The sequence below is a fragment of the Nocardioides sp. Root122 genome, from assembly GCF_001425025.1.
Lineage (GTDB): Bacteria > Actinomycetota > Actinomycetes > Propionibacteriales > Nocardioidaceae > Nocardioides.
Genome location: NZ_LMDE01000011.1, coordinates 479340 through 492812, shown reverse-complemented (window position 1 = coordinate 492812; position 13473 = coordinate 479340). Strand labels below are relative to the sequence as shown.

Annotated in this window: 13 protein-coding genes; 7 read left to right on the top strand and 6 right to left on the bottom strand. The window is 72.1% G+C overall.

The window, feature by feature from the left end:
- Positions 1 to 8: 8 nt before the first annotated feature.
- Positions 9 to 875, bottom strand: a complete 867-nt coding sequence (locus ASC64_RS15205; RefSeq protein WP_056908347.1) for an alpha/beta fold hydrolase — start codon at positions 873 to 875, stop codon at positions 9 to 11.
- Positions 876 to 1093: 218 nt separating this feature from the next.
- Here ASC64_RS15205 and ASC64_RS15200 point away from each other — a divergent pair, with 218 nt between their 5' ends.
- Positions 1094 to 1783, top strand: a complete 690-nt coding sequence (locus tag ASC64_RS15200) for an NADPH-dependent F420 reductase (RefSeq protein WP_056908451.1) — start codon at positions 1094 to 1096, stop codon at positions 1781 to 1783.
- A gap of 4 nt (positions 1784 to 1787) precedes the next feature.
- Here ASC64_RS15200 and ychF read toward each other — a convergent pair whose 3' ends face one another.
- The gene (gene ychF, locus ASC64_RS15195) at positions 1788 to 2864 is read right to left on the bottom strand and encodes a redox-regulated ATPase YchF (RefSeq protein WP_056908346.1); all 1077 of its coding nucleotides are present in this window, start codon (positions 2862 to 2864) and stop codon (positions 1788 to 1790) included.
- A gap of 131 nt (positions 2865 to 2995) precedes the next feature.
- Here ychF and ASC64_RS15190 point away from each other — a divergent pair, with 131 nt between their 5' ends.
- Both ASC64_RS15190 and ASC64_RS15185 read left to right on the top strand, forming a co-directional pair.
- Positions 2996 to 3499: a PH domain-containing protein gene (locus ASC64_RS15190; protein WP_056908345.1), complete on the top strand. Its 504-nt coding sequence runs from the start codon at positions 2996 to 2998 to the stop codon at positions 3497 to 3499.
- Positions 3496 to 5007 (top strand): PH domain-containing protein, encoded by a 1512-nt coding sequence (locus ASC64_RS15185; RefSeq protein ID WP_056908344.1) that lies wholly within the window; start codon positions 3496 to 3498, stop codon positions 5005 to 5007. Before ASC64_RS15190 ends, ASC64_RS15185 begins: the two co-directional genes overlap by 4 nt.
- Here ASC64_RS15185 and ASC64_RS15180 read toward each other — a convergent pair.
- Positions 5004 to 6815 (bottom strand): acyl-CoA dehydrogenase, encoded by a 1812-nt coding sequence (locus ASC64_RS15180; RefSeq protein ID WP_235563768.1) that lies wholly within the window; start codon positions 6813 to 6815, stop codon positions 5004 to 5006. The genes ASC64_RS15185 and ASC64_RS15180 overlap by 4 nt on opposite strands.
- Positions 6816 to 6929: 114 nt before the next feature.
- Positions 6930 to 7745, bottom strand: coding sequence for a M57 family metalloprotease (locus ASC64_RS15175; protein ID WP_056908343.1), 816 nt, complete (start codon positions 7743 to 7745; stop codon positions 6930 to 6932).
- Between the two features lie 163 nt (positions 7746 to 7908).
- Between ASC64_RS15175 and ASC64_RS15170 the strand changes: the two genes are divergently transcribed.
- On the top strand, positions 7909 to 8688 hold the full coding sequence (locus ASC64_RS15170) for an exodeoxyribonuclease III (protein ID WP_056908342.1): 780 nt from the start codon (positions 7909 to 7911) through the stop codon (positions 8686 to 8688).
- On the opposite strand, the gene ASC64_RS15165 is transcribed toward ASC64_RS15170, so the two are convergent.
- Positions 8681 to 9982 carry an MFS transporter gene (locus ASC64_RS15165; RefSeq protein ID WP_056908449.1) on the bottom strand — a complete coding sequence of 434 codons (1302 nt, stop codon included), beginning with the start codon at positions 9980 to 9982 and terminating at the stop codon, positions 8681 to 8683. The two genes, ASC64_RS15170 and ASC64_RS15165, sit on opposite strands and share 8 nt — an antisense overlap.
- Positions 9983 to 10059: 77 nt before the next feature.
- Here ASC64_RS15165 and ASC64_RS15160 point away from each other — a divergent pair, with 77 nt between their 5' ends.
- From ASC64_RS15160 to ASC64_RS15150, 3 genes are all read left to right on the top strand, one after another.
- Positions 10060 to 11052: a GlxA family transcriptional regulator gene (locus tag ASC64_RS15160; protein WP_056908341.1), complete on the top strand. Its 993-nt coding sequence runs from the start codon at positions 10060 to 10062 to the stop codon at positions 11050 to 11052.
- 149 nt (positions 11053 to 11201) lie between these two features.
- Positions 11202 to 12374, top strand: a complete 1173-nt coding sequence (locus ASC64_RS15155; RefSeq protein WP_082550506.1) for a DNA recombination protein RmuC — start codon at positions 11202 to 11204, stop codon at positions 12372 to 12374.
- A gap of 21 nt (positions 12375 to 12395) precedes the next feature.
- Complete coding sequence (locus ASC64_RS15150; protein ID WP_056908340.1) at positions 12396 to 12842, top strand: DUF6542 domain-containing protein; 447 nt, start codon at positions 12396 to 12398, stop codon at positions 12840 to 12842.
- A 4-nt stretch (positions 12843 to 12846) separates the two neighbouring features.
- Here ASC64_RS15150 and ASC64_RS15145 read toward each other — a convergent pair whose 3' ends face one another.
- On the bottom strand, positions 12847 to 13470 hold the full coding sequence (locus ASC64_RS15145) for an L-threonylcarbamoyladenylate synthase (protein WP_056908339.1): 624 nt from the start codon (positions 13468 to 13470) through the stop codon (positions 12847 to 12849).
- Positions 13471 to 13473: the final 3 nt, after the last annotated feature.

Below are 13473 nucleotides of genomic sequence, written 5' to 3'. Positions count from 1 at the left end.
GCCGGCGCTCAGGCCTCGGCCACCGCGGCGGGCCCGGTGTCGGGCCCGGTCATGAACTCGCGGAGCACCCGGGCGAAGCGGTCGGGGTCGTCGAGGTGCGGGAAGTGGCCGGCGCCCTCGAACAGCTCCACGCGGCAGTCGGGCACCGCGCGTTGGGCGCTGAGCGCGTGCCAGGCGGGGATCATCCGGTCGCGGGACCCCCACACGATGAGGGTCGGCGGGGGCGTCACGGCTTGCAGGTGGTCGTGGGCGCTGATGCTCTGGCCGCCGATGTCGATCACCGCTCGCGTGGTGGCGAGGAACGCCCGGCGGCTGTCGCGGTCGCCCAACGAGGTGAAGCCGCGCCAGATCGCGCCGATGTCGGCGCCCGGCTTCCAGCCCACCTTCTGCGCTCCGCGACCCAACGCCTCCACCCGCTGGAGCACTGGGGCGGAGGCGATCACGCCGAGCACCTGCTGCGCCCCGGGCAGCGTGGCCGACCGCAGCACCAGGTTGACCTCACGCCCCAGACCGCCGCTCGCCACCAGGACGAGACGGTCCACCCGGTCGGGGAAGAGGTAGTAGAACTGCATCGCGATCCCGCCCCCGAGCGAGTGCCCGACGAGGGTGACCCGCTCCACGCCGAGGTGGTCGAGCAGGTCGCGCAGCGTGGCGGCGTGGGCGCTGAGCGAGTAGTCACCCGTCGGCTTCGCGGAGTCACCGTGTCCGAAGAGGTCAGGGACCACCACGCGGTGATCGTCGTCGATGAGGTCGACGAGGTCCCGCCACTGTCCTCTGGACCCGAGGATGCCGTGGATGAAGAGCACGACCGGACCCGAGCCGCTGTCGACGTACGAGAGCTCGTGGCCGTGGAGCACGACCCGGTGCGGATCCATGTGCGGCATGGTCGTCGTCCTCGTGATGGGGTGAGCTGGTTACCCCACGGTAGCCCCGCGCTGCATGCACTCGGAAGGCAGTTCGACCCTGGTCAAGGGCGCGGCCCGCGTGGACACGCCCCGGCGCACGGCGAACTGCCTGCACCATGCTCCGGTCAGGGCCGCAGCCCAGACGCGGCAGCCGGAACAAGCGCGCCGATGACGCCGTTGTGCCGACCATGACCACTCTGGGAATCGTCGGCGCAGGACACATAGGCAGCACGGTCGCACGGCTCGCGGTGGACGCAGGAGTCGACGTCGTCATCGCCAACAGCCGTGGCCCGGAGACCCTGGCCGACCTGGTCGCCGACCTGGGTCCGCGCGCCCGGGCCGCCACCGCGGCGGAGGCCGCCCGGGCCGGCGACCTCGTCGTGCTCACCGTCCCGCTCAAGGCGCTGGGCGACCTGCCGGTCACCGCGTTCGAGGGTCGCGTCGTGCTCGACACCGGGAACTACTACCCGCAGCGCGACGGCCAGATCGCCGAGCTCGACGACGGCTCGTCCACCTCCAGCGAGCTGATCGCGCGCACGCTTGCAGGGGCTCGCGTCGTGAAGGTCTTCAACAACATCTTCTTCGAGCACCTCGGCGTGCTCGCCCGCCCCCAGGCAGCCGCAGGCAGTCAGGACCGCAGCGCGCTCGCCATCGCCGGCGACGACGCCGAGGCCAAGGCAGCAGCGACCGCGCTGCTCGACACGATCGGGTACGACGTCGTGGACGCAGGTCCGCTCCGCGAGGGCCGGCGCTTCCAGCCCGGCACCCCGGCCTACGGCCTGCCCTACGACGGCAGCTCGGACGGCACCTGGAGCGGCGACACCGCACGGCGGGCCTCCGCCGAGGAGCTGCGTGCCGCGGTCGCCGCGGCGGAGTGACCGCTCAGACGTTGAAGCGGAACTCCACCACGTCGCCGTCGGCCATGACGTAGTCCTTGCCCTCCATGCGCACCTTGCCGGCCTCGCGGGCCTTGAGCATGGAGCCGGCGGCGAGGAGGTCGTCGAATGAGACGACCTCGGCCTTGATGAAACCCTTCTGGAAGTCGGTGTGGATGACTCCCGCGGCCTCGGGGGCGGTGGCGCCCTTCCTGATGGTCCAGGCCCGCGTCTCCTTGGGGCCGGCGGTCAGGTAGGTCTGCAGGCCGAGGGTGTCGAAGCCCACGCGGGCGAGCTGGTCGAGACCGGACTCGGTGATCCCCATCTCGGCGAGCATCTCGTGCGCCATCTCGTCGTCGTCCATCTCGGCGAGGTCGGCCTCGAACTTGGCGTCGAGGAAGATCGCCTCGGCGGGCGCGATGATCTCGCGCATCTTGTCCTTGAGGGCCTCGTCGGCGAGCTCGTCGGCGTCGCAGTTGAAGACGTAGATGAACGGCTTGGCCGTCAGCAGCGAGAGCTCGCGCAGCAGCGACCGGTCGATGTCGGTGGCGATGACCGGCGTGCCGGCCTCGAGCGCGTCCTTGGCGGCCTTCGCGGCGTCGAGGTTGGGGACCAGGTCCTTGCTCTTGCGCGACTCCTTCTCCAGGCGCGCGATCGCCTTCTCGACGGTCTCGAGATCGGCGAAGATCAGCTCGGTCTGGATCGTCGAGATGTCGTTGGCGGGGTTGACCTCGCCGTCGACGTGGGTGACGTCCTCGTCGCGGAACACGCGGGTGACCTGGCAGATCGCGGCGGACTCGCGGATGTGGGCGAGGAACTTGTTGCCCAGGCCCTCCCCCTGCGATGCGCCACGGACGATGCCGGCGATGTCGACGAACTCCACGGTGGCCGGCAGGATCTTGGCGGACTCGAAGACCGACGCGAGCTGCGGGAGGCGCTCGTCGGGGACGCCCACGACGCCCACGTTGGGCTCGATCGTGGCGAACGGGTAGTTCGCCGCGAGCACGTCGTTCTTGGTCAGGGCGTTGAAGAGCGTCGACTTGCCCGCGTTGGGGAGTCCGACGATGCCGATGGTGAGAGCCACGGGCGGGGAGTCTACGGCGGGCGCCGACGCCCGGACGAAACGAGACAGGGCCCGGCCCACGGGGCCGGGTGTGTGCACTGCACGAAGTTGCACCTCTCCGGACCACTGGTCCCACCTGCAAGACTCGCCCCATGAGTGACAGCGGGGGTACGCCGGTGCTGCGCGCGCCGGGCCATCAGGTCTCGCCGCGGGCGATCCCGTTCTGGACGGTGTCGGCCCTCGTCGGGGACGCGCTCCTGGTGATCGCCGCGACCCTCGCCTACGTGCTGGTCCCGGACGCCCCGGGGTGGGTCGGGCTCGTCGTGCTGCTGCTCGGCGTGCTGGCCGTCGTGCACGTGCTGGTGATGCCGCGCATCCGGTTCCGGGTGCACCGCTGGGAGGTCTCCGACACCGCGGTCCACACGCGGGAGGGATGGATCGGCCGGCAGAGCCGGATCGCTCCCATCAGCCGCGTGCAGACGGTCGACTCGCGGCAGGGCGCCCTGATGCGGCTGTTCGGACTCGCGTCGATCACCGTGACCACTGCCTCGGCCGCCGGCCCGATCACCATCGACTGCCTCGACGCCGAGGTCGCCCGGGAGGTCGTCGCCCGGCTGACCGCGATCACGGCCGTCACGGAGGGTGACGCCACGTGATCCCCGTCCCCGGCGACGGCTGGGTCCGGCTGAGCCCCCGCAAGCTGCTGCTCGACCCCGTCAAGGCCATCGGCCAGGCCCTCGTGCCCGTCGTCGTCGCACTGGTCGGCGTGAGCCAGAGCGACATGCGCTGGTGGCCGTACTTCCTGCCGCTGGCGATCCTCGCGCCCCTCGCGCTCGGTGCGATCCCGTGGCTCACCACGCACTACCGCCTCACCGAGGCGCAGATCCAGGTGCGCAGCGGGCTGCTCAACAAGACCACCTCGACCGCACCCCTCGACCGCGTCCGCAGCGTCGACCTCGAGGCCTCGCTGCTCCACCGCGTCCTCGGCCTCCAGAAGGTGCAGGTCGGCACGGGCGTCGACGACGACCGCATCACGCTCGACGCCCTCGCGGCCGCCGACGCCCAGGCACTGCGTACGACGCTGCTGCGCCGACGCGCCACCCAGCCGGCCGGCGACCCGGCGCTCGCGACCCATCCGTCCGAGCCGCTCGACGGCCTGCCCCCGACCCCCCAGCCCGCGCCCGTGCTCCTCGCCCGGATCGACTGGTCGTGGCTGCGGTTCGCACCCTTCAGCCTCAGCCGCCTGGTGATCCTCGCCGGCGCCCTCGGCGTCTTCTCGCAGTTCGCCGACAACCTGCCGATCTGGAACGAGGAGACCGCGACCTCGGTGTGGCACTGGGTCAACCGTTTCGCGGTCGTCGCCGTCGTCGCTGTGCTGTCCCTCGGCGCGCTCGTGTCATGGGTCGTCGTCGCGGTCGGCGGCTACGTCGTGCAGTGGTGGAACTTCCTGCTGGTGCGCGAGCACGGCTCGCTTCACCTGACCCACGGCCTGTTCACCACCCGCTCGATCACCGTCGAGGAGGCCAAGGTCCGCGGCGTCCGGCTGACCGAGCCCGCGCTCCTGCGCGTCGTCGGTGGGGCCGAGCTCGCGACGCTCGCCACGGGCGTCGAGGACGGGGTGACCCAGGTCCTCCCGCCGTGCCCCCGCGACGTGGCTGTCGGCGTGGGCGGAGCCGTGCTGGAGAGCTCAGGGCCCCTGACGTTCCCGCTCGTCGAGCACGGACCGAGGGCGCGCCGCCGCGCGTGGTTCCGCCAGCTGCGCGGCGCGCTCGTGATGGCGGTCGTCGCCGCGGTCGCGGCGTGGTGGTTCGACGTGTCGTGGGCGTGGGTCGCTGCCCTCGCCGTCGCGCTGCTGGTGGTTGCCGCGCTCGTGGGCGAGGCGGCGTACCGCCACCTCGGGCACACGCTCACCGACCGGCACCTCGTCGCCGGCAGCGGCGAGCTCGCACGGGTCCGCACGGTCCTGGAGACCGACGGCATCATCGGTTGGGTCTTCGCGCAGTCGTGGTGGCAGCGCCGCATCGGTCTGACCGACCTGGTCGCGACGACGGCGGCCGGCGACGAGCGCGTGCTGGTGCGCGACGTACGCCTCGACGTCGCCGTCGCGCTGGCCGACCGGGCCACGCCGGGGCTGCTGACGCCGTTCGTCGAGGCGGCTTCCTAGAACCAGTCCGCGCGCATCTCCAGCGTGGTGGTGTCACCGGAGGCGAGCAGGTCGAGCATGGGGCCCACCTTGGGCAGCTCCCAGCGGAAGAAGAACCGCGCGGCGGCGCGCTTGCCGTCGTGGAAGTCGCTGCACTGCTCCCCGACCGCGACGAGCTGCTCGAGCCACATCCACGCGACGACGACGTGGCCGGCGGCCTCGAGGTAGACGGTCGCGTTGGCCATCGTCCGCTCGGGGTCGCCGAGCCCGGCGAGGGTCATCGTCACCTCGCCCAGCCGGTCGACCGCGGCCTTGAGCGCCGCACCGTGCTCGGCCGCCTCACCCCCGAGCGCGTTCGCCTTCGCGACGGTCCGGTCGATCCGCGCCGCGAGCACGCGCAGCGAGGCGCCGCCGCTGCCGAGCACCTTGCGGCCGAGCAGGTCGAGCGCCTGGATGCCGTGGGTGCCTTCGTGGATCGGGTTGAGCCGCTGGTCGCGCCAGTGCGCCTCGACGTCGTAGTCACGGGTGTAGCCGGACCCGCCGAGGACCTGGATGGCCAGGCTGTTGCTCTCCTGGCCCCACTGCGACGGCCAGGACTTGGCGATCGGCGTGAGCAGGTCGAGGAGCAGGCCGGTCTCGCTGCGCTCGTCGTCGTCGTGCGCGCTGGCCTGCAGGTCGAGCAGGCGCGAGCAGTAGAGGTTGAGCGCCAGCGCGCCCTCGACGTAGGACTTCTGCGCCAGCAGCATCCGGCGCACGTCGGCATGCTCGATGATCGGCACCTGCGGTGCGGCCGGGTCGGCACCGGTCAGCGGACGCCCCTGGGGGCGGGAGCGGGCGTAGTCCAGCGACTTGAGGTAGGCGGTGTAGGCCGTCGTGGTGGCGGACATGCCCACCCCGAGGCGGGCGGCGTTCATCATGTGGAACATGTAGGACAGGCCGCGGTGGGGCTCCCCGACGAGGTAGCCGACCGCTCCCGGGGCACCGCCCGGCGTGAACGCACCGCCACCGAAGACCGGGGCCGTGTTGACCGTGCCGCGGCTGCCCAGCTTGTGGTTGATGCCCGCCAGCGCGACGTCGTTGCGCTCCCCGATCGAGCCGTCCTCGCCCACCAGGTGCTTGGGGACGATGAAGAGCGAGATCCCGCGCGTCCCGGCGGGGGCGTCGGGGAGCTTGGCGAGCACCAGGTGGACGATGTTGTCGCCCATCTCGTGGTCGCCGCCGGAGATCCACATCTTGTTGCCGAAGATGCGGTAGGTGCCGTCGTGGGCCGGCACCGCGCGGGTCACCACGTCGCCCAGGCTGGAGCCGGCGTGCGGCTCGGACAGCGTCATCGTGCCGAAGAAGCGGCCCTCCAGCATCGGCTTCGCGTAGCGGTCGACTTGGTCGGGCGTCCCGTGCTCGAGCAGCAGCGCCGCGTTGGCCATGGTGAGGAAGGAGTACGCCGCGGTCCCGATGTTGGCGGCGGTGAACCACGCCATGCAGGCCGCGGCGACGACGTGCGGGACCTGGTGGCCGCCCCTGTCCTCGTCGAGGGTGAGCGTGAGGAGGTCGGCCTTCGCGAACGCCTCGAGCGCCGTCGCGATCTCCGGGATCAGGTGCACCTTCTCCCCGTCGAAGGTCGGCTCCTCGGCGTCGCTGCGGCGGTAGTGCGGCGCGAACCGGTCGGTGGCGAGCTCCTCGCACAGCGCCAGGAGCGCCTCGTAGGAGTCGCGGTCGTGGTCGGCGAAGCGCGGCCGCTCGCTGAGCCGCTCCACGTCCAGCCACTCGAAGAGCATGAACTGCAGGTCGCGCGCGGAGAGGATCGTGGAGGACCGGGCTGGGGTGGGCACGGGCAGACGCTACCCGGCGCCGGAGATGACGATCGCCCCCTCCGCTCGGGACAGAAGGGGCGATCGCCACCTGGGGCCGACACTACGGGGCCGGACCGGAGGACCTGGGGTGGATCAGGAGCCGTACAGCGCCCGCACTCCGGCGCGGTCGGTGTCGGTCATCGAGAGGTCGCTCGACGATCCGTTGCACTGGGGGTAGTGCATGATCGACGCCTTGTCGTACGGCGTCAGCGGGCGCCAGTTGTTGTCCTCGAAGCACGTGCCGGCCTCCGGGCGCGTGTGCTCGTGCCGGAAGCCCAGCGTGTGACCGAGCTCGTGACCGAGGATGTTGCCCGGCGTCCACGAGCCCGAGCTCATCAGCGAGGTGGCGTTGACCAGCACGTTGCGGCTGCGCTTGGCGGTGCTCGGGAAGAACGCGCGGGCGATGTACTGCGTGGTGTTGGTCGGCTCGACGGAGAACAGCACCGCGTTGTTGCGCGTCGTGCAGCTGGCGTCCTGCGCGGGGACGTAGGTGAAGTTCACCTTCGAGGTCGCGCCCTCCCAGAGCGCGACGCCCTGGTTCATCGCGTTGACGACGTTGGTCTTGGAGGTCCCGAACTTGTTGCTGACGCAGTAGGTCAGGTTCAGCGCCTGGGTGGCGGACCACTTGTCGTCCACGCCGCCGACGGTGTTGACGATCAGCCCGTTGATCGGGGCGTCGGCGCCCACCATCCGGTCGTAGAAGTCGCGCAGGTCGGCGTTGGTGCCGGCCGGCTCGTCACCGTTGACGATGTACTGCTTGTCGATGTCCTGCAGGGTCGATGCCTTGAACTCCTGGTAGGTCGGCACGGTGGTGCCGGACTCCGGAGCAGCGATCGAGGGTGCGGCGAGACCGAGGCCGAGGGCGGCGACGGACCCGAGTGCGATCGCCCCGAGGCGGATGCGCTTCATGCGATGGAACCTCCGAGATGTGTGGTGGGGGCACACCTGTCCCGGGGGTCCTGCGGATCACGCAGCGCACCCCGAGTGGTGCGTGCCCCGTACCTTCCCCCCGCTCCGCCGGGCTGGCAAGGCTCCTTTCGGGGGTTGCGCGACTCCCACCTAGGCTGGGCGGGTGCGCATCGCCACGTGGAACGTCAACTCCCTCCGCTCCCGCATCGACCGCGTCGAGGCCTTCGTGCAGCGCCACGAGATCGACGTCCTGGCCCTCCAGGAGACCAAGGCACGCGAGGACCAGCTGCCCCTGATGGGCCTGGAGGCGCTGGGTTACGACGTCGCCGTGGCCGGCACCAACCAGTGGAACGGCGTGGCCCTGCTGTCGCGGGTCGGGCTCGAGGACGTCGAGGTGGGCTTCGCCGACATGCCGCACTTCGGCGAGCCGGCGGCCGCGGAGTCGCGTGCCATCGCCGCGACCTGCGGCGGGGTGCGGATCTGGTCGCTCTACGTCCCCAACGGGCGCAAGCCCGACGACCCGCACTACGTCTACAAGCTCGACTGGCTGGCCCGCCTGCGCGCCAGCGCCGCCGGGTGGCTCGACGGGGAGACCGCACTGGTCGGCGACTGGAACATCTGCCCCACCGACGACGACGTCTTCGACGTCAAGCAGTTCGCGAAGTCCACCCACGTCACGCCGCCGGAGCGTGCCGCGTTCCAGGGCTTCCTCGACGACGGCTACGCCGAGGTCACCCGTGCCCACGCACCGGGCTACACCTACTGGGACTACTACCGCCAGCGCTTCGAGCGCGACCGCGGGCTCAAGATCGACTTCGTCCTCGCCTCCCCGGCGCTGGCATCGCGGGTGACCGGCGCCTTCATCGACCGCGACGAGCGTGACCCCGCGCAGGGCACCGGCTCGCCGTCCGACCACGCCCCGGTGGTCGTCGACCTCAGCTGACCGCGACCGGCTGGGGAGCGGGCGCGCTGCGGATGGCGTACGACATCAGGGCGGCGACCGCGCAGAGCCCGGCCGCGGCGTAGAAGGCCGGGTCGTAGCCGCCGGTGAGGTCGCGGACGAGCCCGGCGCCCGTGGCGGCGAGGGCGGCACCGACCTGGTGGCTGGCGAAGACCCAGCCGAAGACGATCGGGCCGGTGGCCGCGCCGAACCGGTCGCGGCACAGCGCCACGGTGGGCGGCACCGTGGCGACCCAGTCGAGTCCGTAGACGATGATGAAGACCCACATGCTGGGCGCGACGTGCGGCGCCATCAGCGCGGGCAGGGTCATCAGCCCGACGCCGCGCAGGGCGTAGTAGCCGACCAGGAGGTAGCGCGGGTCCCAGCGGTCGGTGAGCCAGCCCGACGCGATGGTGCCGACGACGTCGAAGATCCCGACCACGGCGAGCAGCGAGGCCGCGGTGGTGGCGGGCATCTGGTGGTCGTGCGCGGCGGGCACGAAGTGGGTCGCGACCAGGCCGTTGGTGGTCATCCCGCAGATCGCGAAGCCGCCCGCGAGCAGCCAGAACGTCCGGCTCCGGGCGGCGTCGACCAGCACCGAGATCGCCCGGCCGGCGCTCGACCCGACGTGCTGGTGCGGTGGCGGGCCGGGGTCGGCGTCGGTCGCGCCGAGCGCGCGCAGCCCCAGGTCGGCCGGGTGGTTGCGGAGGAAGAGCAGGACCAGCGGCACGACGGCGAGGGCGGCCACGGACGCCAGCAGTGCCGCCGTACGCCAGCCGTGGTGCGTGGCGAACCACGCCACCACCGGCAGGAAGATCAGCTGGCCGGTCGCGTTGCCGGCGGTGAGGATGCCGCTGACCAGGCCGCGGCGGGCGACGAACCAGCGGCTGGTGATGGTCGCGACGAAGGCCATCGACATCGAGCCGGTGCCGATGCCCACCAGCAGCCCCCAGCACAGCACCAGCTGCCACGCCTGCGTCATGAAGACGGTGAGCCCACTGCCGACCGAGACCATGACGAGCGCGAAGGTCACCACCGGCCGTACGCCGAACCGGTCCATCAGCGCCGCAGCGAAGGGCGAGATCAGGCCGAAGAGCATGAGGTTGAGCGAGACGGCCGAGCCGATCAGGCCGTGCGACCAGCCGAACTCGTCGTGCAGCGGCTCGATGAGGACGCCGGGCACCGACCGGAAGGCCGCCGCGCCGACGAGCGTCACGAACGTGACGGCAGCGACGACCCATGCCCAGTGCACGCCCTGCGCGCTGTCGAGGGCAGGCTCACGAGGCGGGGTCGTCATCGTCACCGCACCAGCGTCGCGGACGGCGCGACCCGAGGACGAGTGGCCCGAATGCCAACATGTGCAAGAATCCGGCCATGCCCACTCCCGCGCCCGTGCCGCACCGCGTCGTGGTCCTCGGCATCCCGCCCGTCATCGGCTACGACCTGACGATCCCGCCGCAGGTCCTCGGCGAGGCCGTCGACGACGAGGGCCGCGCGCTCTACGACGTGCAGGTCGTCACGCTCGACGGCGCCCCCGTGGCGACCAGCAAGGGCTACGCGATCGCGCCGTCGGCGGACATCAGCGCGCTCGCGACCGCCCAGACGGTCATCGTCCCCGGCACCCAGATCGCCGGCCCCCGACACGACGGCTCGCTCCCCGACGACCTGCGTGCCGCCCTCGCCACGGTGCCCGCCGACGCCCGGTGGGTCTCGATCTGCACGGGCGCCTTCGTGCTCGCCGCCGCCGGGATCCTCGACGGCCACCGCGCCACCACGCACTGGAAGTACGCCGACGACCTCCGTCGACTCCACCCCTCCGTCGCGCTCGACGAGGACGTGCTCTTCACCGACGACGGCCGGGTGCTCACCTCGGCGGGGCTGAGCGCGGGGATCGACCTCTGCCTGCACCTCGTCCGGGCCGACCACGGCACGGCGGTGGCCAACGCCGTCGCCCGCCACATGGTCGTGCCACCGTGGCGCGACGGCGGGCAGGCGCAGTTCATCGAGCGCCACGTCCCGCGCCGCAGCGACGAGGCGACCGGCGACGTACGCGCCTGGGCGCAGGCCCACCTGCACCACCAGCTCGACGTGGCGACCCTCGCCCGGCAGGCCTCGATGAGCGTGCGGACCTTCACCCGGCGCTTCCGCGAGGAGACCGGGCAGTCCCCCGGCGCCTGGGTCACCCAGCAACGCATCCGGCACGCGCAGCACCTGCTCGAGGCCACCGACCTCTCCGTCGACCAGGTCGCCGCCCGCGCCGGGATGGGCACCGCCGCCTCGCTGCGCCAGCACCTGCGGGCCAGCCTCGGCGTCTCGCCCTCGGCCTACCGGCGTACGTTCCGGGGGACGGCCGACGCGGCGCGGTAGTCCAGCGACTTCCGGCTCTCACGCTGGGGTAGTCCAGTGAGATGTGGCTGCCGAACCCGCCCGGGGACGACCTCTGGCCACTGGACTACCCCCGCGGGACGGCGTGCAGGGTCGGCCCGGCTGTCGGACCCCGCGTTCATGCTGGTGTCATGGACACCTTCCCCCTGCTCCTCACCCTGGCGCTGGTCCTCGCCGTCGGCCTCGGCCTCGGCGCCGTCATCGGTGTGCTGTGGTCACGCAGCCGGCCGACCGACGACGCAGCCGCGGCCGCGCTCGAGCAGCGCGTCGCCGACCACGCCGTCGTGCAGGACGGCCTCGACCGCCTGCAAGACCAGCTGAGCGACCTCGCCCACGACCGGGTGGCGTGGCAGGCGCAGCTCAACCAGCAGGTGGCCGAGATGCGTCAGTCCACCGACACGCTGCGGCGGGAGACGACGACGCTCGCCTCCGCGTTGCGCAAGCCGCAGGTGCGCGGCCAGTGGGGCGAGCTGCACCTGCGCCGCACGGTCGAGCTGGCCGGCCTGGTCGACCACTGCGACTTCGCCGAGCAGGTGACCTACGACGACGGCCGGCTGCGCCCCGACCTGGTCGTGTCCCTGGCGGGCGGCCGCACCATCGCCGTCGACGCGAAGGCTCCGCTCGCGGCGTTCCTCGACCTCACCGGCAGCGACGACCCCGACGAGCACGACCGCGCGCTGGCCCGCCTCGGCGAGCACGTGCGCAAGCACGTCACCGACCTCGGGTCGCGCCGCTACTGGGAGGCACAGGCCCGCACGCCCGAGTTCGTGGTGCTGTTCCTGCCCGGTGAGGCGATCCTGCAGGCCGCGCTCCAGGCCGTGCCCGACCTCGTGGAACAGGCTGCGGCGAAGAACGTCGTCCTCGCCACGCCGTCGACCCTGATCGCCCTGCTGCGCACGGTCGCCCAGGGCTGGCAGCACGAGGTCCTGAACGCGCAGGCGCAGCAGGTGCAGCGGCTCGGGCAGGAGCTGCACGCGCGCCTCGGCTCGATGGCCGGGCACCTCGACCGCGTCGGCCGCTCGCTCAACGCCAGCGTCGTCGCCTACAACCAGGCGATGGGCTCGCTCGAGGGCCGGGTGCTGGTGTCCGCCCGGCGCTTCGTCGACCTCGGCGTCACCTCCGAGCCCCTCGAGGAGCCGCGCCAGGTCGAGTCCCGGCCGCGCACCCCCGCCGCGCCGGAGCTCGCCGCCCTGGACCTCCCCGACATCGGCGACGTGCGCAGCGCCACCGGCGAGCCCACGCTCGACGACCTGCTCGACCAGCCCCCGACCGCTCCCCCGGCGCGCCGCGCCGAGGGCGCCTGACATCGGTCCTAGGTTGTGGCCGTGGACCAGGCCGACGTGTTCTGGCAGGCCGGGCGCGAGCCGGGCCACCAGGTGGTGTCGCTCGGAGTCGCCGTCGCGCTGACCGCGGTCAGCATCGACGTGCTCCTCGCGGGGCGCCTGACGCTCTTCTTCGACTTGTGCTTCATGGCGCTGTGCCTGGGTCTGGCGACGCTGGTGCGACGCCAGGACTTCTTCCTCGTGGCGCTGCTGCCACCGTTCCTGATGACCGCCGTCTTCTGGTTCGTCGCCCTCGTGGCGCGCGACGCGGTCGCCGACCGGGGCGACAGCCTGCTGCAGGCGATCGTGTCCGGTGTCGCCACGCACGGTGTCGCGCTGGGTGTCGGCTACGCCCTGTGCCTGGGCTGGCTCGCGTGGCGCCTGCACCGTGAGAGCAACGGCCACATCGCCGACGAGCTGAGCCGCGAGCTGAGCCAGCCCACCGGCTGACCGGTCAGGCCTCGAAGCGCGAGACGTCGCCGGCCCCGTGGCGTACGACGACAGGCTCGGCGTCGGACCAGTCGATGACCGACGTGGGCTCGGCGGTCACCTCGCCCGACTCGATCACGATGTCGACGACGTGGTCGAGGTCCTCCTTGATCTCCCAGCCCATCGTGCGGGCCTCGGTCTCGCCGGGGAGGATCAGGGTGCTGGTGAGGATCGGCTCGCCGAGCTCCTCGAGCAGGGCGCACACGAGCCGGTGGTCGGGGATGCGGACGCCGACGGTGCGCTTCTTGGGGTGCATCAGCCGCTTCGGCACCTCACCCGTCGCCGGCAGGATGAAGGTGTAGGGACCCGGCGTGGCCGCCTTGATCGCGCGGAAGGCCGCGTTGTCGACGTGGACGAACTGACCGAGCTGGGCGAAGTCCTTGCACATCAACGTGAAGTGGTGACGGTCGTCGAGCTCGCGGATCCGGAGGATCCGGTCGCGGCCCTCGCGGTTGCCCAGCTGGGCGCCGAGGGCGTAGCCGGAGTCGGTGGGGTAGGCGATCAGCGCGTCGTCGCGCAGCGCCTGGACCACCTGGGTGACCAGCCGCGGCTGCGGGTTGTCCGGGTGGATGTCGAGGTAGCGGGCCACGGT

Excerpts from the sequence above, each read along its gene's own strand:
- ASC64_RS15205 (WP_056908347.1), bottom strand. The coding sequence starts at position 875 with ATGGATCCGCACCGGGTCGTGCTCCACGGCCACGAGCTCTCGTACGTC.
- ASC64_RS15200 (WP_056908451.1), top strand. The coding sequence starts at position 1,094 with ATGACCACTCTGGGAATCGTCGGCGCAGGACACATAGGCAGCACGGTC.
- ASC64_RS15190 (WP_056908345.1), top strand. The coding sequence starts at position 2,996 with ATGAGTGACAGCGGGGGTACGCCGGTGCTGCGCGCGCCGGGCCATCAG.
- ASC64_RS15175 (WP_056908343.1), bottom strand. The coding sequence starts at position 7,745 with ATGAAGCGCATCCGCCTCGGGGCGATCGCACTCGGGTCCGTCGCCGCC.
- ASC64_RS15165 (WP_056908449.1), bottom strand. The coding sequence starts at position 9,982 with ATGACGACCCCGCCTCGTGAGCCTGCCCTCGACAGCGCGCAGGGCGTG.
- ASC64_RS15160 (WP_056908341.1), top strand. The coding sequence starts at position 10,060 with ATGCCCACTCCCGCGCCCGTGCCGCACCGCGTCGTGGTCCTCGGCATC.
- ASC64_RS15155 (WP_082550506.1), top strand. The coding sequence starts at position 11,202 with ATGGACACCTTCCCCCTGCTCCTCACCCTGGCGCTGGTCCTCGCCGTC.